This window comes from Methylocystis sp. JR02, from assembly GCF_030063565.1.
In the GTDB taxonomy this organism is placed as follows: Bacteria; Pseudomonadota; Alphaproteobacteria; order Rhizobiales; family Beijerinckiaceae; genus Methylocystis; species Methylocystis iwaonis.
This window is the reverse complement of the sequence record NZ_JASIRC010000001.1, coordinates 24,948-40,341: the sequence shown is the minus strand read 5'-3', so window position 1 is coordinate 40,341 and position 15,394 is coordinate 24,948. Positions and strand designations below refer to the sequence as shown.

15 protein-coding genes and 1 tRNA gene are annotated in these 15,394 nt (G+C 63.2%); 5 read left to right on the top strand and 11 right to left on the bottom strand.

The features are described from left to right. Window positions 1-49 precede the first annotated feature (49 nt). Window positions 50-1,144: an S-methyl-5-thioribose-1-phosphate isomerase gene (gene mtnA / locus QNA11_RS00220; RefSeq protein ID WP_283481485.1), complete on the top strand. Its 1,095-nt coding sequence runs from the start codon at window positions 50-52 to the stop codon at window positions 1,142-1,144. A 27-nt stretch (window positions 1,145-1,171) separates the two neighbouring features. Here the strand turns inward: mtnA and QNA11_RS00215 are convergent, their stop codons facing one another. Further along, a complete protein-coding gene (locus tag QNA11_RS00215; protein ID WP_283481484.1) occupies window positions 1,172-1,819 on the bottom strand; it encodes a class II aldolase/adducin family protein in 648 nt (215 codons plus the stop codon). A 76-nt stretch (window positions 1,820-1,895) separates the two neighbouring features. Between QNA11_RS00215 and QNA11_RS00210 the strand changes: the two genes are divergently transcribed. Beyond that, window positions 1,896-1,971: transfer RNA gene (locus QNA11_RS00210), tRNA-Ile, on the top strand. Window positions 1,972-2,121: 150 nt separating this feature from the next. Here QNA11_RS00210 and QNA11_RS00205 read toward each other — a convergent pair. Next, a complete protein-coding gene (locus QNA11_RS00205; RefSeq protein WP_283481483.1) occupies window positions 2,122-2,517 on the bottom strand; it encodes a hypothetical protein in 396 nt (131 codons plus the stop codon). Between the two features lie 285 nt (window positions 2,518-2,802). On the opposite strand from QNA11_RS00205, the gene QNA11_RS00200 reads away from it, so the two are divergent. Beyond that, window positions 2,803-3,633, top strand: a complete 831-nt coding sequence (locus QNA11_RS00200) for a sugar phosphate nucleotidyltransferase (protein ID WP_283481482.1) — start codon at window positions 2,803-2,805, stop codon at window positions 3,631-3,633. A gap of 474 nt (window positions 3,634-4,107) precedes the next feature. Here QNA11_RS00200 and QNA11_RS00195 read toward each other — a convergent pair whose 3' ends face one another. The 9 genes from QNA11_RS00195 to QNA11_RS00155 form a co-directional block, all read right to left on the bottom strand. After that, a complete protein-coding gene (locus tag QNA11_RS00195; RefSeq protein ID WP_283481481.1) occupies window positions 4,108-6,597 on the bottom strand; it encodes an alginate export family protein in 2,490 nt (829 codons plus the stop codon). A 340-nt stretch (window positions 6,598-6,937) separates the two neighbouring features. Then, complete coding sequence (tam, locus tag QNA11_RS00190; protein WP_283484131.1) at window positions 6,938-7,723, bottom strand: trans-aconitate 2-methyltransferase; 786 nt, start codon at window positions 7,721-7,723, stop codon at window positions 6,938-6,940. Window positions 7,724-7,749: 26 nt separating this feature from the next. After that, on the bottom strand, window positions 7,750-8,844 hold the full coding sequence (locus QNA11_RS00185) for a sulfate/molybdate ABC transporter ATP-binding protein (RefSeq protein WP_281931139.1): 1,095 nt from the start codon (window positions 8,842-8,844) through the stop codon (window positions 7,750-7,752). Window position 8,845: 1 nt separating this feature from the next. Further along, entirely contained in the window at window positions 8,846-9,739 is an 894-nt protein-coding gene (gene cysW, locus QNA11_RS00180) for a sulfate ABC transporter permease subunit CysW (protein ID WP_281931137.1), read from the bottom strand. Beyond that, window positions 9,732-10,595, bottom strand: coding sequence for a sulfate ABC transporter permease subunit CysT (gene cysT, locus QNA11_RS00175; protein ID WP_202073864.1), 864 nt, complete (start codon window positions 10,593-10,595; stop codon window positions 9,732-9,734). Before cysT ends, cysW begins: the two co-directional genes overlap by 8 nt. After that, entirely contained in the window at window positions 10,592-11,554 is a 963-nt protein-coding gene (locus tag QNA11_RS00170; protein WP_283484130.1) for a sulfate ABC transporter substrate-binding protein, read from the bottom strand. The genes cysT and QNA11_RS00170 overlap by 4 nt, the downstream gene beginning before the upstream one ends. Before the next feature lie 180 nt (window positions 11,555-11,734). After that, the gene (locus QNA11_RS00165) at window positions 11,735-12,016 is read right to left on the bottom strand and encodes a hypothetical protein (RefSeq protein WP_202073865.1); all 282 of its coding nucleotides are present in this window, start codon (window positions 12,014-12,016) and stop codon (window positions 11,735-11,737) included. Window positions 12,017-12,079: 63 nt separating this feature from the next. After that, window positions 12,080-12,475, bottom strand: coding sequence for an ArsC/Spx/MgsR family protein (locus QNA11_RS00160; RefSeq protein ID WP_202073866.1), 396 nt, complete (start codon window positions 12,473-12,475; stop codon window positions 12,080-12,082). Between the two features lie 148 nt (window positions 12,476-12,623). Then, window positions 12,624-13,328 (bottom strand): SIMPL domain-containing protein, encoded by a 705-nt coding sequence (locus QNA11_RS00155; RefSeq protein ID WP_283481480.1) that lies wholly within the window; start codon window positions 13,326-13,328, stop codon window positions 12,624-12,626. Between the two features lie 111 nt (window positions 13,329-13,439). Between QNA11_RS00155 and QNA11_RS00150 the strand changes: the two genes are divergently transcribed. Both QNA11_RS00150 and queG read left to right on the top strand, forming a co-directional pair. Continuing rightward, a complete protein-coding gene (locus tag QNA11_RS00150; protein ID WP_283481479.1) occupies window positions 13,440-14,120 on the top strand; it encodes a glutathione S-transferase family protein in 681 nt (226 codons plus the stop codon). Between the two features lie 85 nt (window positions 14,121-14,205). Beyond that, window positions 14,206-15,330 carry a tRNA epoxyqueuosine(34) reductase QueG gene (gene queG / locus QNA11_RS00145; protein WP_283481478.1) on the top strand — a complete coding sequence of 375 codons (1,125 nt, stop codon included), beginning with the start codon at window positions 14,206-14,208 and terminating at the stop codon, window positions 15,328-15,330. Window positions 15,331-15,394: the final 64 nt, after the last annotated feature.

Here is a 15,394-nt window from a genome sequence, read left to right as displayed (position 1 = left end):
TGAAGGCACAAGGGCCGAAAGCAAGAGGCATCGTGTGCGGGGGCGGAGGATGCGGATCGACGGCCGCGACTATCGGACGATATGGCTCGACGCAGATGGGCGGCGAGTCCATGTGATCGACCAGACCCGCCTGCCCCACCGCTTCGAGACGCTGGCGCTCGACAGTCTCGACGACGCCGCGCGCGCCATCCGCGACATGGTCGTGCGCGGCGCCCCGTTGATTGGCGTGACCGGCGCCTATGGCCTCGCGCTCGCCGCAGCGAGAGACGCGAGCGACGCCGCCATCGAGGCCGCCTACGCCCAATTGCTCGCTACGCGCCCCACCGCGGTGAATCTGCGCTGGGCGCTGGACCGCGTGAAAGCTCTGTTGCTTGCGGCGCCCGCCGAGACGCGCGCGGCGCGCGCCTATGCCGAGGCCGGGCGCATCGCCGAGGAGGACGTCGCCTGCTGCGAGTCGATCAGCGATCATGGCGCGGCGCTCATCCGCGCTGTGGCGGAACAGAACCCCGGCCGCCCGGTGAATATTCTCACCCATTGCAACGCCGGCTGGCTCGCGACCGTCGATTGGGGCACGGCGCTGGCGCCCATCTACAAGGCGGCGCGGGCGGGCGTTCCGCTTCATGTCTGGGTCGACGAGACGCGCCCGCGCAATCAGGGCGCGAGCCTCACCGCCTTCGAGCTTTTGAGCGAAGGCGTTCCCCATACGGTCATCGCCGATAACGCGGGCGGCCATCTGATGCAGCATGGGCGCGTCGATCTCGTCATCGTCGGCACGGACCGCACCACCCGCGCCGGCGACGTCTGCAACAAGATCGGCACCTATCTCAAGGCGCTCGCGGCGCATGACAATGGCGTGCCCTTCTATGTCGCTTTGCCCAGCTCGACGATCGACTGGCGCATCGCCGACGGCGTCGCCGACATTCCGATCGAGGAACGCGACGCGCGCGAGGTGACGCATATCGCTGGCCTGGGCTCCGACGGCGCTGTCTCGGAGGTTCGGCTGACGCCGGCGGGCTCCCCCGCGCGCAACTGGGCCTTCGACGTGACGCCCGCGCGCTATGTCACCGGGCTCATCACAGAGCGCGGCGTCTGCGCGGCGTCTAAGGAAGGGCTAGCGGGGTTGTTCCCGGAGCTTGCGGCCTAAGCTCTGGGTCTTGCGACGACGGCTCGCCTACTGGCGCGGCCCGTAAGTCTTGAACCGCTCCACCGTCCGCATAATCTCGTCATCCGGCAATATGACCGGCGCGCCCGCCAGCGCGCCGAGATAATAGACCCGGGCCAGCGCCTCCAGCTCCACCGCCCGCCACAGCGCCTTGCGCATGTCGGGCCCCGTGACGATCGCGCCGTGGTTCGCGAGCAGCACGCCGTCGCGGTTCCTCAGCCCCTCGACGACCAGCCCGGAAAGCTCCGCCGTCCCGTAGGCGGCGTAGTCGACGCAGGGCACGGTCGGCCCGCCGAAGGCCGCGATCATGTAATGAACGGCGGGAATCTCGCGCCGCAGCGTCGCGAGCGTCGTCGCGTAGGTGGAATGCATATGGACGACGGCGCCGACGTCCGGCCGGGCGCGATAAATATCGAGATGGAAACGCCACTCGCTCGACGGCGGCAGCGGCCCCTCATAGGCGCCGCTGTCGTCGGCGAGCGTCATGCGCGCGATCGCCTCGGGCGCAAGCTCCCGCGCCGGCACGCCGCTCGGCGTCACGAACGCCATTGCGCCGTCGCGCAGCGACAGATTGCCGGCGGAGCCATGATTGAGCCCGAGACGCTCCAGCTCGAGCGCCCCATCCACGATGGCCCTTCGTTTCTCGGCTTCCGTCATCCCCGCCCCATTTCGCGCGACGATATTGCCCGCTCGGCAGATTGCTGTATAGGACGTAACGTCCCCGGGACGACAGGGGCCGGTAGCTCAATGGTTAGAGCCGACCGCTCATAACGGTCTGGTTGGGGGTTCGAGTCCCTCCCGGCCTACCAATGTTTTCAATGTTTAAAAATTTTCGCTCGCACGAACATGCGCGCCCGTCCATGGCGGCTCCCGCCATGGACGACTCATTCTCAGCCCCTCAGGAGGGGCGGCGTATCTTTTCCGGAGATTTTCCCTTCAGCGTTAGACGAGGCGCCGGCTCACTTGCGCGGGGTCTCGCGCTCGTTGCGGCTCTTGCTCGAAATTTCCTCCGGCGGCTGCCACACGATATTCGCATTGGACGCCGTCGCCGCGCCCTGCCCGTTTCTGGCCGAGCGCAGCTTCTCGACGGCGCTGGCGGCGATTCGCCACTCGTCCGCGCTCCAATAGGTCGAGTCTGGCTTCACAGATGACGCAGGCTGCGTGGGCGCGGCGTAATTGTAGAGCTCGCGTGGCGCGTTTTGAACCGCGGAAAGCAAGCTCGACGCCTCGATCGTATCATTCAGGCTTTCTGTCATACGGTTAGACCTTGTACCGCCAACAAGGCCGAGTCCGACGATCAGCGCGAGCAGCGCCGCAGGGCCGGCCACGTGTCGATTGAGTCTTGGCATGGTCATGACCACGGTCTCCTGTTTGGAAGATAGGTCATAACGCTCCGATCCAGCGTGTGTTTCAGTGATTTTTGATCTTACGCGACTCTCTTGGCCGAGCCGACGCCCGCCGCCAAGACGCGGCGCGCTTCATCCGAATCGCCAAATTGCGGTCCTTGCCTGCGCCGCATTACAAACAATCCCCCGCGCCCCCGACGAACAGACGGGAGCGCAACGCCTGGCAGGGACAAAAAGCGGCGTTCTGAGGGAGAAAGGTAACGCCTGCGTTGGCGCGCTATGCAGGAGGTCGCAGTGCATCGTCACGCTGATTCCGGCGTCATTGGATATGCGCCTCCCATGCCGGAGGCGCGCGAGCAGGCGCTTCCGCCGCCATCCGACGCAAAGGCCGGCGCCGCGAGACCCATCCTCCGCGCGGTCGTGATGGCGGGAGGGAAGGGAACGCGCCTGTATCCTTATTCGGCGCATTTTCCCAAACCACTCATCCCTTTGGATGATATGCCGATCCTCGAGCTGCTGCTGAGGCGGCTGAAGATGGCCGGCGTCACCGAGGTGATCTTGGCCGTCGGTCATCTGCGCCATCTGATCGAAGCCTATTTCGGGGACGGCGCGTCTCTCGGCCTCGATATTCGCTACAAAGGCGAAGACCGTCCGCTCGGCACGGCTGGCGGGCTCGGCGCTATAGTGGGCGACCTCGACGGCGATTTCTTCGTGACGAACGGCGATCTCCTCACGACGCTCGACCTAGACGGCATGCTGCGCCAGCATCGGGAGACTGGCGCGCATGCTTCCGTCGGCGTCTTCCAACGCAATGTGAAGCTCGAATTCGGCCTGGTGGAGATCGACTCCGAGCGCCGATTGACCGCCTATTACGAGAAGCCGCAGAACAGCTATCTCGTCAGCATGGGAATCTACATTCTGAACGCGGACGCTGTCCGGCCGCATATCGAAACGAATACGTATCTCGATATGCCTGAGCTTCTTTTGCGGATGAAAATGGCGGGAAAAGACATTCGCTGCTTCCAGGACGATTGCGTCTGGCTCGACATCGGCCGGCCGGACGATTTCGCGCTGGCTCAGAAAATGTTCGCCGAGGATCGGCAGCTCTTCCTGGGGTCGGAATGACTGGTTCTTGCCGGCAGCGGCGGCGACGTCGCCAAACAGGCCGGCGAGAACTCCCGCGGGCCTCGGTTCGTTGAGGAACCTCCGAGGCGGCCTCTTCCTTCGAGACGCGAGCTTCGCTCGCTCCTCAGGATGAGGCCTAAGTGTTTTGTGTAGATGCAGAAGCCCCTCATGCTGAGGGGCCTGCGCAGCGGCGTCTCGAAGCGCGAGGGGCGTCAACGCCACTTTGTCGGCAGCCGGCGCCATTCCCGACGCTTGCGCCGTTTGGACACCCAGGAAATCACCGCCGTCATTGCGAGGAGGCGGAGCCGACGAAGCAATCCAGGGCGGCATCGCTGTCCTGGATTTGCTTCGCTTCGCTCGCAATGACGGGCGCTGAATAAAACTAGCGCTTTTGTGGCTCTTCATTCCCGGTCGGGCTTTCAGCCCGCCGGGAATGACACGCGCTTGATGCGAGCTGTTCAAACGGAAATGGCGTCAGTCCTTGCTCAGCATATCGAAATGCCGGCTGATCCCAGCCTGGATGAGATTCCCGTCGAATGTCGTGCGCGTATTCGTTGCGACGGCATAGAAGCCGTTAGGCTGAACGGCGACGCCGCGGGCGTAGACTGATCCGAGGTCGTAACGAAGATACTCTGCCTTCGCCGACCAATTCGGCATGAACATCCATTCGACGCCCCCGCCCGCCGTCCAGCCGATGCGCGAGTCGTCGAACGTCGCCGTGGCGTTGGTGATATTCGCGCCCGCCGCGCGCCGCGTGAACAGCGCCGTATTCGAGGTCACGCCGCCATAGGCCATGCCGCCCGTGCCGTAGAGCTGAACGGTGGGAGTCACCAGATAGCCGAGCCGGCCGCGGATCGTGCCGAGATAATTGAGCGTCGCGGTACGTTGGTCGTAATTGATGAAGGCGTTCGCCCCGACGGGAACCAGGTTCGCCTGCCACTTCGTCGCCGTATTGCCGGAGACACCGTGAAGATCGGCCTCCAGGCCCGCCACGACATTATTGTCGAATCTCCAGTTCGTGCCGAGATGGAGGCCGCCGATGAAACCGGCAAGATTGCTGGAGCCGGCGGGCATCGTCGACGCAAGCGCCACGGGCGTGCTCGCGGCCGCATTGCTGATGGGATAGACGGCGCCGTTCCAGAACGGGCTCGACCAAGCCCCGCCCCCGTTCAGACCGACATAGACGTCGCGCCAGCTCGGCGCTTTCGCTTCCGTAGCATTCAGCTTGACGCCGTCCCAGAACTGCGACACCGGATCCTTCGTAATCGGCTGGCCGTCGCCAAAGGCGTTCACGCTCGCTTCGAGATAGAAGAAGTCGGTCGGCTTGGCCGTCAGCCCGTTCGTCGTTCCCGTCTGACCGGGGAAGGACTGCGGAAAATAGGGCTGCAGCGCCACCGCCTGCGCGAAGCTCGACGTAAAGGAGCCCGGCCAGAATCGGGCGTAGCTCGCCGTCAGATTGATAAATTGGGAAAGCTTGTAGCGGGCGCGGATGTCGAACTCCGTGCCGACGAAAGTCCCTCTATTGCCAAGCGGGGCAGAGAGATTGGCGCGGTCCCACGCCCCGGCGGCGCTTGCCAGCCAATAGGCGCTGAAGGCCGTGTCGATCTGCAGGTTTTTCGCTGGCGTGAACTCGAGGCGCGCCTTCGGCGCCTTCATATTGTTCCACGCCATATAGTCGTTTCGAGAGAAGGGCTGGTTGAAGCCGTAGAAGATGTCGAAGTTTTGGCTGGCGCTGTCGTAAGGGCTCTTGTCGCCGGAGCCATATGTGTAAACCAGGCTGACGCGCGGCTTCCAGGGGTGATCGGCGAAAGTATAGCCCGCCTCGATGCCATAAGCGATGGAGTCGAGCTGCACGGTCCTTTGCACGGCAGTCGTATTCGCGCCGATCGCCGCGAACTCGCCGGTGTAGCCGAGCTGCTTGTTGATGTCGAAGTCATAGTCGAAATTGCCGAGCACGCCATAAATGCGCACGCCCGGCGCATAGGTCTCGCGCGCGACCTTGAGCGAATTCGATGTGTTGAAAGGGTCGGCGAATTGCTTTCGGCCAATGAAGTAAGGCTGCACCGTCGCATATTCGGACCAACGGCGGATGCTGAGCACGCTACCGTAAATCCAGTTCTGCCAGTCGGGCCGGTCGAACTGATAGGGGTAACGCACCACCGGCCGCATCAGGAAGCTGTCGAGATCCCAGTCGTTGTCCTTCTTGCCAATCTTGACGCGAAACCCTTCAAAATTATTCGTCGTGTTACGGAATTCATTTTCCGCGATCAGACGACGGTCGAGCAGCTCGAAATGGAAGCGGCCGGCGCGCGCCATCAAGGGACGATCGTTGCCGCGATCGTCCTTGCCAAAGGCGTCTTTGAAGTAGAGTTCGCCATAGGCGGAGATCAGATCGGTCTCGTTTATCTCCTGGCCCTGGTACTGATAGATACTGTTGAATGCGCGCGAATCCTGGAACTCGACCACAGCGCGGAACGGGTCGAGAATGTTCTGGATGCCGAGATAGACGCGCGTGCGCGACAGCCAGAGCGAATTCGGGAACATTTTGCGCTGCGACGACGGCGGGTTCTGCGACGTGTTGGTCCACGGCCGGTAGTCGTTCTGGCGATATTCGAATCGCGCGCGTGAATCGAGGCCGACGTTCAGCCAGTCGATTCCCTCGAACTCCTTATAGGTCTTGCCGAGGTTGCGCACATAGGGCGGGATGTCCGGCTGCGGCTCCAGACGATAGGCGCGCGTGGGCACATAATAGCTTTTCGGTCCTTGGGGCTTGGCTTCGGCCGGCTGACCAGCAACGGGCTTCAACGGCTTGTTCGACCCGGAACCCTTCTTTTTTGTCTCTTGCGCTTTCGTCTCGACCGCATTGGCGGCGGCCTTTTCTTCGGCAAGAGCCCAAGCGGGCGCGATCGCCACAAGCGCCGCGACCGCGACTCCGAGCTTCAACTGCCGCTGCAAATTTAGCATCCCCACCCCTCGTCCTTTAATTGTCCCCTGCCCGCGCCGCATCGTCGCTAGCATTTCCGATTCCAATTCAAACCCAGTCATCCCTACCTGTCTATGGAATTAATAGACTATATAATCTTTCACGCTAAACCGTTGCCGTAATGCCACACTGTGCCCGCGCCCGTGGCGATCAAATGCTCGCATGAAAGCGCGCCAGCTTTCTGAATCTGCGCGCTTTCTCACGCTCGCATGATTCCATGCGAGCGGAAAGCGCGCTAGGCTAGCGGTGTTCCGCCACAAGGCAAAATACGGGGAGATTGGGCTTTTGGCTCGCGCTCGCCCGGCGAGAGCGCCGCTATTGCTATTTCTGCAACACAAAGAAGAGTCGCGGGTAACGCAGAAGCACTTTGCCGTTGGGTTGCCTCGGATAGGCTTGCGCGAGACGATCGCGATAGCGCGAGAGAAAGTCCGCGCACTCTTCCGCATTCAATAAATCGAGGAACGGACGCAACCCGGAGCCTTCGAACCAATCGACGACGCCCTGGTGACCATCGAGCGGATGGATATAGACCGTTTGCCAAATGTCGATATGCTGGCAAAAAGGCGCGAAAAGATCGTAATATTCGTCGGCTTGTCCGATGACCGTGAATGATTTCGCGACAGGCACCAGCCGATCGGCCCAAGGACCATCCGCCGCCACCATGCGCATGGCGGCGTGAGAGAACTCATGGGTGTTGTCTGGCATTTGCACCGCGAGGCGCCCACCCGGCCGCAGCGAATCGAGCAACGCCTGCATCAGTTTTCGATGATCGGGAAGGAAGTGCAGCGCGGCGTTTGCGAATATGACGTCGGCATGTTCGGGCGGCGCCCAATCGGCAATATCTTCCTTGATAAAGCGCGCACTTGGCACGCGCTCGCGGGCGACAGCGAGCATATTGTCGGACTTGTCGACGCCCACGACCTCGGCGCCCATAAAGCTGCGCGTCAGCAATTCCGTGCTATTGCCCGGGCCGCAGCCGAGATCATAAACGAGCCGCGTTTCGCAAAATGGGATGCGCGCCAGCAAATCGCGCGCGGCGCGCGTGCGCTCTTGCTCGAACTTCAGATAGAGATCCGAGTTCCAGTCGCCCGTCGCGGCGCGCGTCAAAGGGGAATCGTCGACCGAGACGGCGGTCAAATGCCCTCCCCCGCTTGGACGTAATCGACTTCTTTCTGGCTCGCTGGAAAAATCCGGGCTTTGGCGAGAGACAGCGGCACACGATCGCCGAGCGCCGCCGCCCGATCGAGCGGCGAGTCGATTTCGAGCGTCTGGTCATAGCCGTCGATCGCAATGGTCGCGCGCACGCCGGCCGGCGTGCGGCGCAGGCTTTCCACGCGCCCTTCCAGCTCGCCTGCGCCGTCGGCCGCGACGGCAATATCCGCCGGGCGGAAGAACACGCGCGCGGGGCCGCTGCGCAGGCCATGGGTGTCGATATGAAGCTTGCGATCGCCGAAGACCACATGGCCGGCGTCGACGTTGACAGGAAGCGCCACCGCCTCGCCGACGAAGGAGATCACGAAAGGCGACGCCGGTTGGTCGTAAAGCTCCGCAGGCGTGCCGATCTGTTCGATGCGCCCTTCGTTCAGCACGACGACGCGATCGGCAAGCTCCATGGCTTCATCCTGATCGTGCGTGACGAAAACAGTGGTGAGGCCCGTCTCCTTGTGCACCTCGCGCAGCCAGCGACGCAAATCCTTGCGCACGCGCGCGTCGAGCGCGCCGAAGGGTTCGTCGAGCAGCAGCACGCGCGGCTCGATGGCCAAGGCGCGGGCGAGCGCGACGCGCTGGCGCTGGCCGCCCGAAAGCTGCGCCGGATAACGGTCGCCGAGCCCCTCGAGCTGCACGAATTTCAAAAGTTCCGCGGCGCGCGCCGCAATATCCCCGCGCGACGGCCGCGAACGTCGCGGACGCACCTTGAGGCCGTAGGCGATGTTGTCGGCCACCGTCATGTGCTTGAAGAGCGCGTAATTCTGAAACACGAAGCCGACGCGCCGATCCTGCACGGGAAGATTGGTGGCGTCCTCGCCGTCGAAATAGACATGACCGCGATCGGGCGCGTTCAGCCCCGCGATCACGCGAAGAAGCGTCGTCTTGCCCGAACCCGAGGGACCAAGCAGCGCGACGAGCTCTCCCGGCTGAATGTCGAGGCTCACGTCGCGCAGCGCGGCGAAAGCGCCGAAGTCCTGCGCGACATTTTCGACGCGGATCGAAAAACCCTGCTTCCTCATGTCAGTGCCGCCTTCCGCGCGCTGCGAGAGCGTCGGCGTGCCGCCATTCGAGGAAGGTTTTGATGCCGAGCGTGACGAGCGCCAGGCCTGCAAGGAGAACCGCGAGCGCGAAAGCGGCGACGTTGTTGTACTCATTGTAAAGAATCTCCACCTGAAGCGGAATTGTGTTGGTCGAGCCGCGAATATGGCCCGAGACGACGGAGACGGCGCCGAATTCGCCCATTGCGCGGGCGTTGCACAGAAGCACGCCGTAGAGCAGGCCCCATTTGATATTGGGCAGCGTCACGGTGAGGAAGGTGGTGAAGCCCGAAGCGCCGAGCGTGAGCGCCGCCTCCTCTTCCACAGTCCCCTGCTCCTGCATCAGCGGAATGAGCTCGCGCGCGACGAATGGAAAGGTGACGAAAATCGTCGCCAGCACAATGCCCGGCACGGCAAAGACCACTTGCCACCCATGCGCCGAAAGCCAATGGCCGAAGAGACCCTGCGCGCCGAACACCAGCACATAGACGAGACCTGAAACGACCGGCGACACGGAGAAGGGCAAATCGATCAGCGTGACCAAAAGGCTCTTTCCAGGGAAAGAGAATTTCGCGATCGACCAGGCGGCCGCAAGGCCGAAGACGAGATTGGCGGGCACGGCGATGGCCGCGACGATCAAAGTGAGCTTCACCGCCGCGATGGCGTCCGGCTCGCTGAACGTCTCCAGAAACGTCGGCAAACCTTTCGCCATGGCCTCGGAAAAAACCACGGCCAGCGGCGCGAAGAGAAAGATCAACAGAAAGAGGAAAGTCGTCGCAATCAGCAGATGGCGCGTGGCGGGCGCATCCTGCGTGACGGGACGCACTTTCACGCCCGCATGGGCGCGTGGGAGAGATGCGACGGCGGTCTCAGACATGACCGAACCTCTTGCGGCTCCAGGCCTGGATCAGATTGATGACGAGCAGCGCGATGAAGGAAATGGCGAGCATGATGGTCGCGATGCCCGTGGCGCCGGCATAGTCATATTGCTCCAGCTTCACGACGATCAGCAGCGGCGCAATCTCCGAAACATAGGCGATATTGCCGGAAATGAAGATCACCGAGCCATATTCGCCGACGCCGCGCGCGAAGGCGAGCGCGAAACCGGTCAGCAGCGCCGGCACGAGCGGCGGCAAAAGCACGCGCACCACCGTTTGCAGGCGCGAGGCGCCAAGCGTGCCGGAAGCTTCTTCGAGCTCGACTTCGAGCTCGGAAATAATCGGCTGCACGGTGCGCACGACAAAGGGCAGGCCGATGAAGACGAGCGCGACGAGAATGCCCCAGCGCGTGAAGGCGATCTTCACGTCAATATCCGCGAGCGGCGCGCCGAACCAGCCATTGGGCGCATAAAGCGCGGCGAGCGAAATGCCCGCGACGGCCGTGGGCAAAGCGAAAGGCAGGTCGACGAAGGCGTCGAGCAGGCGCCGGCCGGGGAAATCGTAGCGCGTCAGCGTCCAGGCGACGATCAGGCCGAAGATGAGATCGATGATCGCCGCCAAAAAGGCGATCGAGAAGGTTGTCTGCAGAGACGCCGCCACGCGCGGCTCGATGGCAATATGATAAAGGCCGGAAAATCCGAGCCCCGACGAACGCCACACCAGCGTCGCCAGGGGAAACAGCACGACGAGCCCCAGATAGAGCAGCGTATAGCCGAAGGTGAGGCCGAAGCCGGGGATGACGCTCGGCGCTTTGAAGCGCCGAGCGTTGCGTCCTGCGAAAGTCGGGGAGGTCACTTCGCAGGCTCTTGTTTCTGGATGTCGTCGAACACGCCGCCGTCGGCGAAGAACTTCTTCTGCGCGGACGCCCAGCCGCCGAAGGTCTTATCGACCGTGAAGAATTCGATCTTCGGCAGTCTTTTCAGATCTTCCTTCGCCGCGGCTTCCGGATGCGCCGGGCGATAGAAATTCTTCGCGATGATCGCCTGCGCCTGCGGCGTGTAGAGGAAATTGACATAGGCCTCGGCGACTTTCTTGTTGCCCTTGGCCTCTGCATTGCCGTCGACCACCGAGACGGGCGGCTCCGCCAGCACGGAGAGCTTCGGCGCAATAATCTCGAATTTATCGGCGCCGAATTCCTGCAGCGCCAGGAAAGCCTCGTTCTCCCAGGCGATCAGCACATCGCCCAATCCGCGCTGGGCAAAGGTGATGGTGGAGCCGCGCGCGCCCGTGTCGAGCACAGGGGCGTTCTTGTAGATGGCCTTGACCAAGTCCTTGGTCTTGGCCTCGTCGCCCTTGAATTTATCCAATCCATAGCCCCAGGCGCCGAGGAAGTTCCAGCGCGCCCCGCCGGAGGTCTTGGGATTGGGCGTGATGACCGCGACGCCCGGCTTGGCGAGATCGCTCCAATCCTTGATCCCCTTCGGATTGCCCTTGCGGACCAGGAAAACGATCGTCGAGGTGTAGGGCGAGGCGTTGTTCGGAAGGCGCTTTTGCCAATCGGCGGGAATCTTCCCCGTCTTCGTCGCAATGGCGTCGATGTCGGCGGCGAGCGCCAATGTCACGACGTCGGCGTTGAGGCCGTCGATCACCGCACGGGCCTGCGCGCCGGAGCCGGCATGTGAGGCCTGCAGCTCGATCGTCTCGCCGGTCTTGGCCTTCCAATCCGCGGCGAAGGCCGGATTGATCTGCTTATAGAGCTCGCGCGTCGGATCGTAGGAGACGTTCAGCAGCGCCTGACCCGCCTGGGCGGACATGCCGCCGAATACGCCAAAAGCCCCAGCCAACGCCAACATGCGAAGAAGCGCGTCGACCTTCCCCCACCCCTTATGCATTTTTTCTACTCCATCTATTAGACCTAGAAAGTCTATAGTCGGAATAGACTATTTGGCAAGCGGCTTTTTCGGCCCGGTGAGGGTTTCAGAATTATCCACAGTCTAATCGATGAATTTCACCACATCCGAAAGGGTGATCGCGACGACGCCGTCGGCGGCCACCTGCCCTCGGGCGTATTTCTCGCTGGCGACGGCCTCCAGCGCCGCACGGTCGGCGTCGAGCTGGCCTCTCAACTCGTCGTCGTCGGGGAGCGCGGAATCGCCCTCCAGGGCATCGTCCGAAATGAACACCCGCACGGTCTGCTGGGCGCCCCGAATGCGCATCGAAAAGGAGAAGCCATTGTCCTCCCGCACGATTTCTGAATCGATATGCTCAAGCGGCATCAGCCCGCGCCCTCTCGCTCCGTTTCGAAAGAAATGCGCAAGACGCCGTTCGGTTCCCGTTTATCAGGCGTCCATCGCGCAGCGATCCGAGACGCCCTCGGCATCGGGCTTGAGTCCGATCCAACGGTTCACCGCAGCGGGATCGAAGCCCGACTCGCAGTGGTCGCCGACCCGCATGAGCGGCCGGCGGATGAGCCCGGGATCGAGGATCAACATCACCAGCGCCTCCTGCGGATTCACGGCGTCGGGGTTCACCTCTCCCGATTTCACGCGCGGGGAAGCGGCGTTGAACCATTCGCGCACAGGCTTGGCCCCGAAATAGGGACGCAGGCTCGACGCGCTCCAGGGCTCGTGGAGAAGGTCGCGGACGTCCACCTGATGGCCCGAGGCGAGCAGCAGCGCTTTTTGTTTCGCATTGCTGGCGCAGCCGGGCTTTTCATAGAAAATGACATTCGCCATGGGCAGCCTCTCTACGAGACGGCGATATACATTTTGCCTATCGCACCACATATTATAGCGCGTAATGCCGCGATGCGGCGCCCGAATGACATGCAAGCGCCTAGGCGCCACGCTCTAATTTCGCGCAGTCTGCCTAACTCGTGAGAAATCAACGCGCGAGCGCCCAGGTGACGGAGACGCGCTCGGTGACGCGCTGCAAACCCGGCCGCAGGGGCGCCGAAAAGGCGTCGCGCGCCATCGCGACGCGGGCCTCCGACATCGGCCTCGGCGCGGCTTCGTCGAACGGGCGAATCTCCACGACGCGCCCGAGCCGCAGGCCCGCGGCTTCGGCGTAGACCCGCGCGCGCCGCTCGGCGTCCTTCACCGCCGCGGCGCGCAAAGCGTCGCGCTTCGCGGTGAGATCCGAATTGTCGTAATCGACGCCGTCGACGCTGTTGGCGCCCTTGTCGATCACCGCGCCGATGACGTCTCCGGCTTTCTCGGCGGGCTTCACGAAGACCGCCAGACTATTGCTCGCCCGATAGGCTTGAACGGTTTTCGCCTTGCCCTTGGCGTCCCGATCCTCGGTGGATATTGGGGACAGAAAGACGCCTTGCGTCTGCACGTCGGCCTTGGCGACGCCCATCGTCTCGAGCTGCGAGAGGATGGCCTCGATCGCTTTGGCGTTGTCGGAAGACGCCGCCGCCGCTGTCGGACGCTCGGTTATGACCCCGAAATGCAAGACGGCCCGGTCTGGGGCCACCTCCTCCGACGCCTCGCCGATGACAGAGACGTTCGGCGTCGTGTCCTTGAGGGATTCTGCCCGGGCGAAGCCGCAAAAGATCATAGTCGCTGCGAGGATGAAACGAATCATGGCATATCCCTGCGCCAAAGTGCAGCCGCAAAAGCGCCCGCTTGCGGCTTTAGCCGAGTTCAACCATACAGGAACCGAGCGTGGTCGTCCCGCGCGCCGCGAACAGGCCTCATGCCCCTTCTTTACCATTACCCGCTTTGCCCGCATTCACGCTTCGTCCGGCTCATCCTCGCGGAATATGGCGTCGCCGTTGAGTTGATCGAGGAACGCGCCACAGACCGCCGACCGGAATTCCTCTCGCTCGATCCCGCCGGTCGGACGCCCGTCTTCATCGACGACGACGGGACCATCGTTCCAAGCGCCGTGATCGCCGAATATCTGGACGAGGCCTACGGCGCCCAGCAGGGTCCGCAACGCCTTCTGCCGCCGGAAAAGCTCGCGCGGATCGAGACGCGCCGGCTGGTCGACTGGTTCAATGTGAAGTTCTTCGAGGAAGTCACGAGCTGGCTGGTCACTGAGAAGGTCTACAAGCGCTTTTCGCCGCAGGGCGGCGCGCCGGACATGGACCTCGTGCGCATCGCGCGCGCCAATGTCCGCCATCATATGCGTTATATCGGCTATCTGACCGGCGCGCGGAACTGGATTGCGGGCGATCGCCTCACTTATGCGGATTTCGCCGCCGCCGCGCATCTCTCCTGCGTCGACTATCTCGGCGATGCCCCATGGGAGGAGGACGAGGCCGCGAAGCACTGGTATCAGCGCATCAAGTCGCGGCCGGCCTTCCGCCCGCTGCTTGCCGATCGCGCGCCGGGCATGACGCCGGGCCCCTATTACGCCGAGCTGGATTTTTAAGCCTGCCCGGACCGCGCGCCTTCCGGCGCGCATTTTTCGAAAGCGAGCCTGAAGGCTCGCGGTCCGATGCTATATGTGCAGCCGTATGACCATCGGGAGCGCGATCCGCGCCCACGCCCTCAGCCTCGGATTCGACGCCTGCCGTTTCACCACTGCAGAGACTGATCCCCGATTGGCTGAACGCCTGCGCGCATGGATCGAATCCGGCGCGCATGGCGACATGGGTTGGATGGCGGAGACCGCCGACCGCCGCGCCTCCCCGAAGGCATTGTGGCCCGGGGCGAAGAGCGTCGTGATGCTCGGCCTCAATTACGGGCCGTCGTCCGATCCCCTTGCCGCGCTCGCCAACAGCGAGGCCGGCGCGATCTCCGTCTATGCGCGCCATCGCGACTATCACGACATCGTCAAAGGGCGTCTGAAACAGCTCGCCGCCTTCATGCTCAAGCGCGCCGGCGGCGGCGATGTGAAGGTTTTCGTCGACACCGCCCCGGTCATGGAGAAGCCGCTCGCGCAACAGGCGGGGCTCGGCTGGCAGGGCAAGCACACCAACCTCGTCTCCCGCGAGTTCGGCTCCTGGCTCTTTCTCGGCGCCATCTTCACCGACCTCGCGCTTACGCCCGACCCGCCGGAGCGCGACCATTGCGGCTCCTGCCGCAACTGCCTTACCGCCTGCCCGACGGGGGCCTTCACCGGGCCCTATCAGCTCGACGCGCGCCGCTGCGTCTCCTACCTCACGATCGAACATAAGGGTCCGATCCCGCACGCGCTCCGGGACGCCATCGGCAATCGGATTTATGGCTGCGACGATTGCCTCGCCGTCTGCCCCTGGAACAAATTCGCCCGGGACGCACGCGAGGCGAAGCTCGCCGCCCGGCCGGAGTTGGAAAGCCCCGCCCTCGCCGAGCTGGCGCAGCTCGACGACGCCGGTTTTCGCGCCCTCTTTTCCGGCTCGCCGATCAAGCGGATCGGCCGGGCGCGCTTCATCCGCAATGTTCTTATCGCCATCGGCAACAGCGGCGCGGCCTCGCTCGCGAATCAAGCCGAGCGGCTCCTCTCGGACCCCGATTCGCTCGTGCGCGGCGCCGCCGTCTGGGCTCTCGCCAAGCTCGCGCCACAACGTCTCGTTGCATTGCGGCAGCTTTACGCCTCCGAGCGCGATGAGAGCGTTCGCAACGAATGGGCAAAAGTGACACACTTTAGAAAAAAATAGTCTCAAGGATCAATTTCGTGCGCTGCAGCACACTTGCCGATCAGCATTTCGATCTAATCTGAAG

Excerpts from the sequence above, each read along its gene's own strand:
- mtnA (WP_283481485.1), top strand. The coding sequence starts at position 50 with ATGCGGATCGACGGCCGCGACTATCGGACGATATGGCTCGACGCAGAT.
- QNA11_RS00215 (WP_283481484.1), bottom strand. The coding sequence starts at position 1,819 with ATGACGGAAGCCGAGAAACGAAGGGCCATCGTGGATGGGGCGCTCGAG.
- QNA11_RS00205 (WP_283481483.1), bottom strand. The coding sequence starts at position 2,517 with ATGACCATGCCAAGACTCAATCGACACGTGGCCGGCCCTGCGGCGCTG.
- QNA11_RS00195 (WP_283481481.1), bottom strand. The coding sequence starts at position 6,597 with ATGCTAAATTTGCAGCGGCAGTTGAAGCTCGGAGTCGCGGTCGCGGCG.
- QNA11_RS00185 (WP_281931139.1), bottom strand. The coding sequence starts at position 8,844 with ATGAGGAAGCAGGGTTTTTCGATCCGCGTCGAAAATGTCGCGCAGGAC.
- cysW (WP_281931137.1), bottom strand. The coding sequence starts at position 9,739 with ATGTCTGAGACCGCCGTCGCATCTCTCCCACGCGCCCATGCGGGCGTG.
- QNA11_RS00170 (WP_283484130.1), bottom strand. The coding sequence starts at position 11,554 with ATGTCCGCCCAGGCGGGTCAGGCGCTGCTGAACGTCTCCTACGATCCG.
- QNA11_RS00165 (WP_202073865.1), bottom strand. The coding sequence starts at position 12,016 with ATGCCGCTTGAGCATATCGATTCAGAAATCGTGCGGGAGGACAATGGC.
- QNA11_RS00160 (WP_202073866.1), bottom strand. The coding sequence starts at position 12,475 with ATGGCGAATGTCATTTTCTATGAAAAGCCCGGCTGCGCCAGCAATGCG.
- QNA11_RS00155 (WP_283481480.1), bottom strand. The coding sequence starts at position 13,328 with ATGATTCGTTTCATCCTCGCAGCGACTATGATCTTTTGCGGCTTCGCC.
- QNA11_RS00150 (WP_283481479.1), top strand. The coding sequence starts at position 13,440 with ATGCCCCTTCTTTACCATTACCCGCTTTGCCCGCATTCACGCTTCGTC.
- queG (WP_283481478.1), top strand. The coding sequence starts at position 14,206 with ATGACCATCGGGAGCGCGATCCGCGCCCACGCCCTCAGCCTCGGATTC.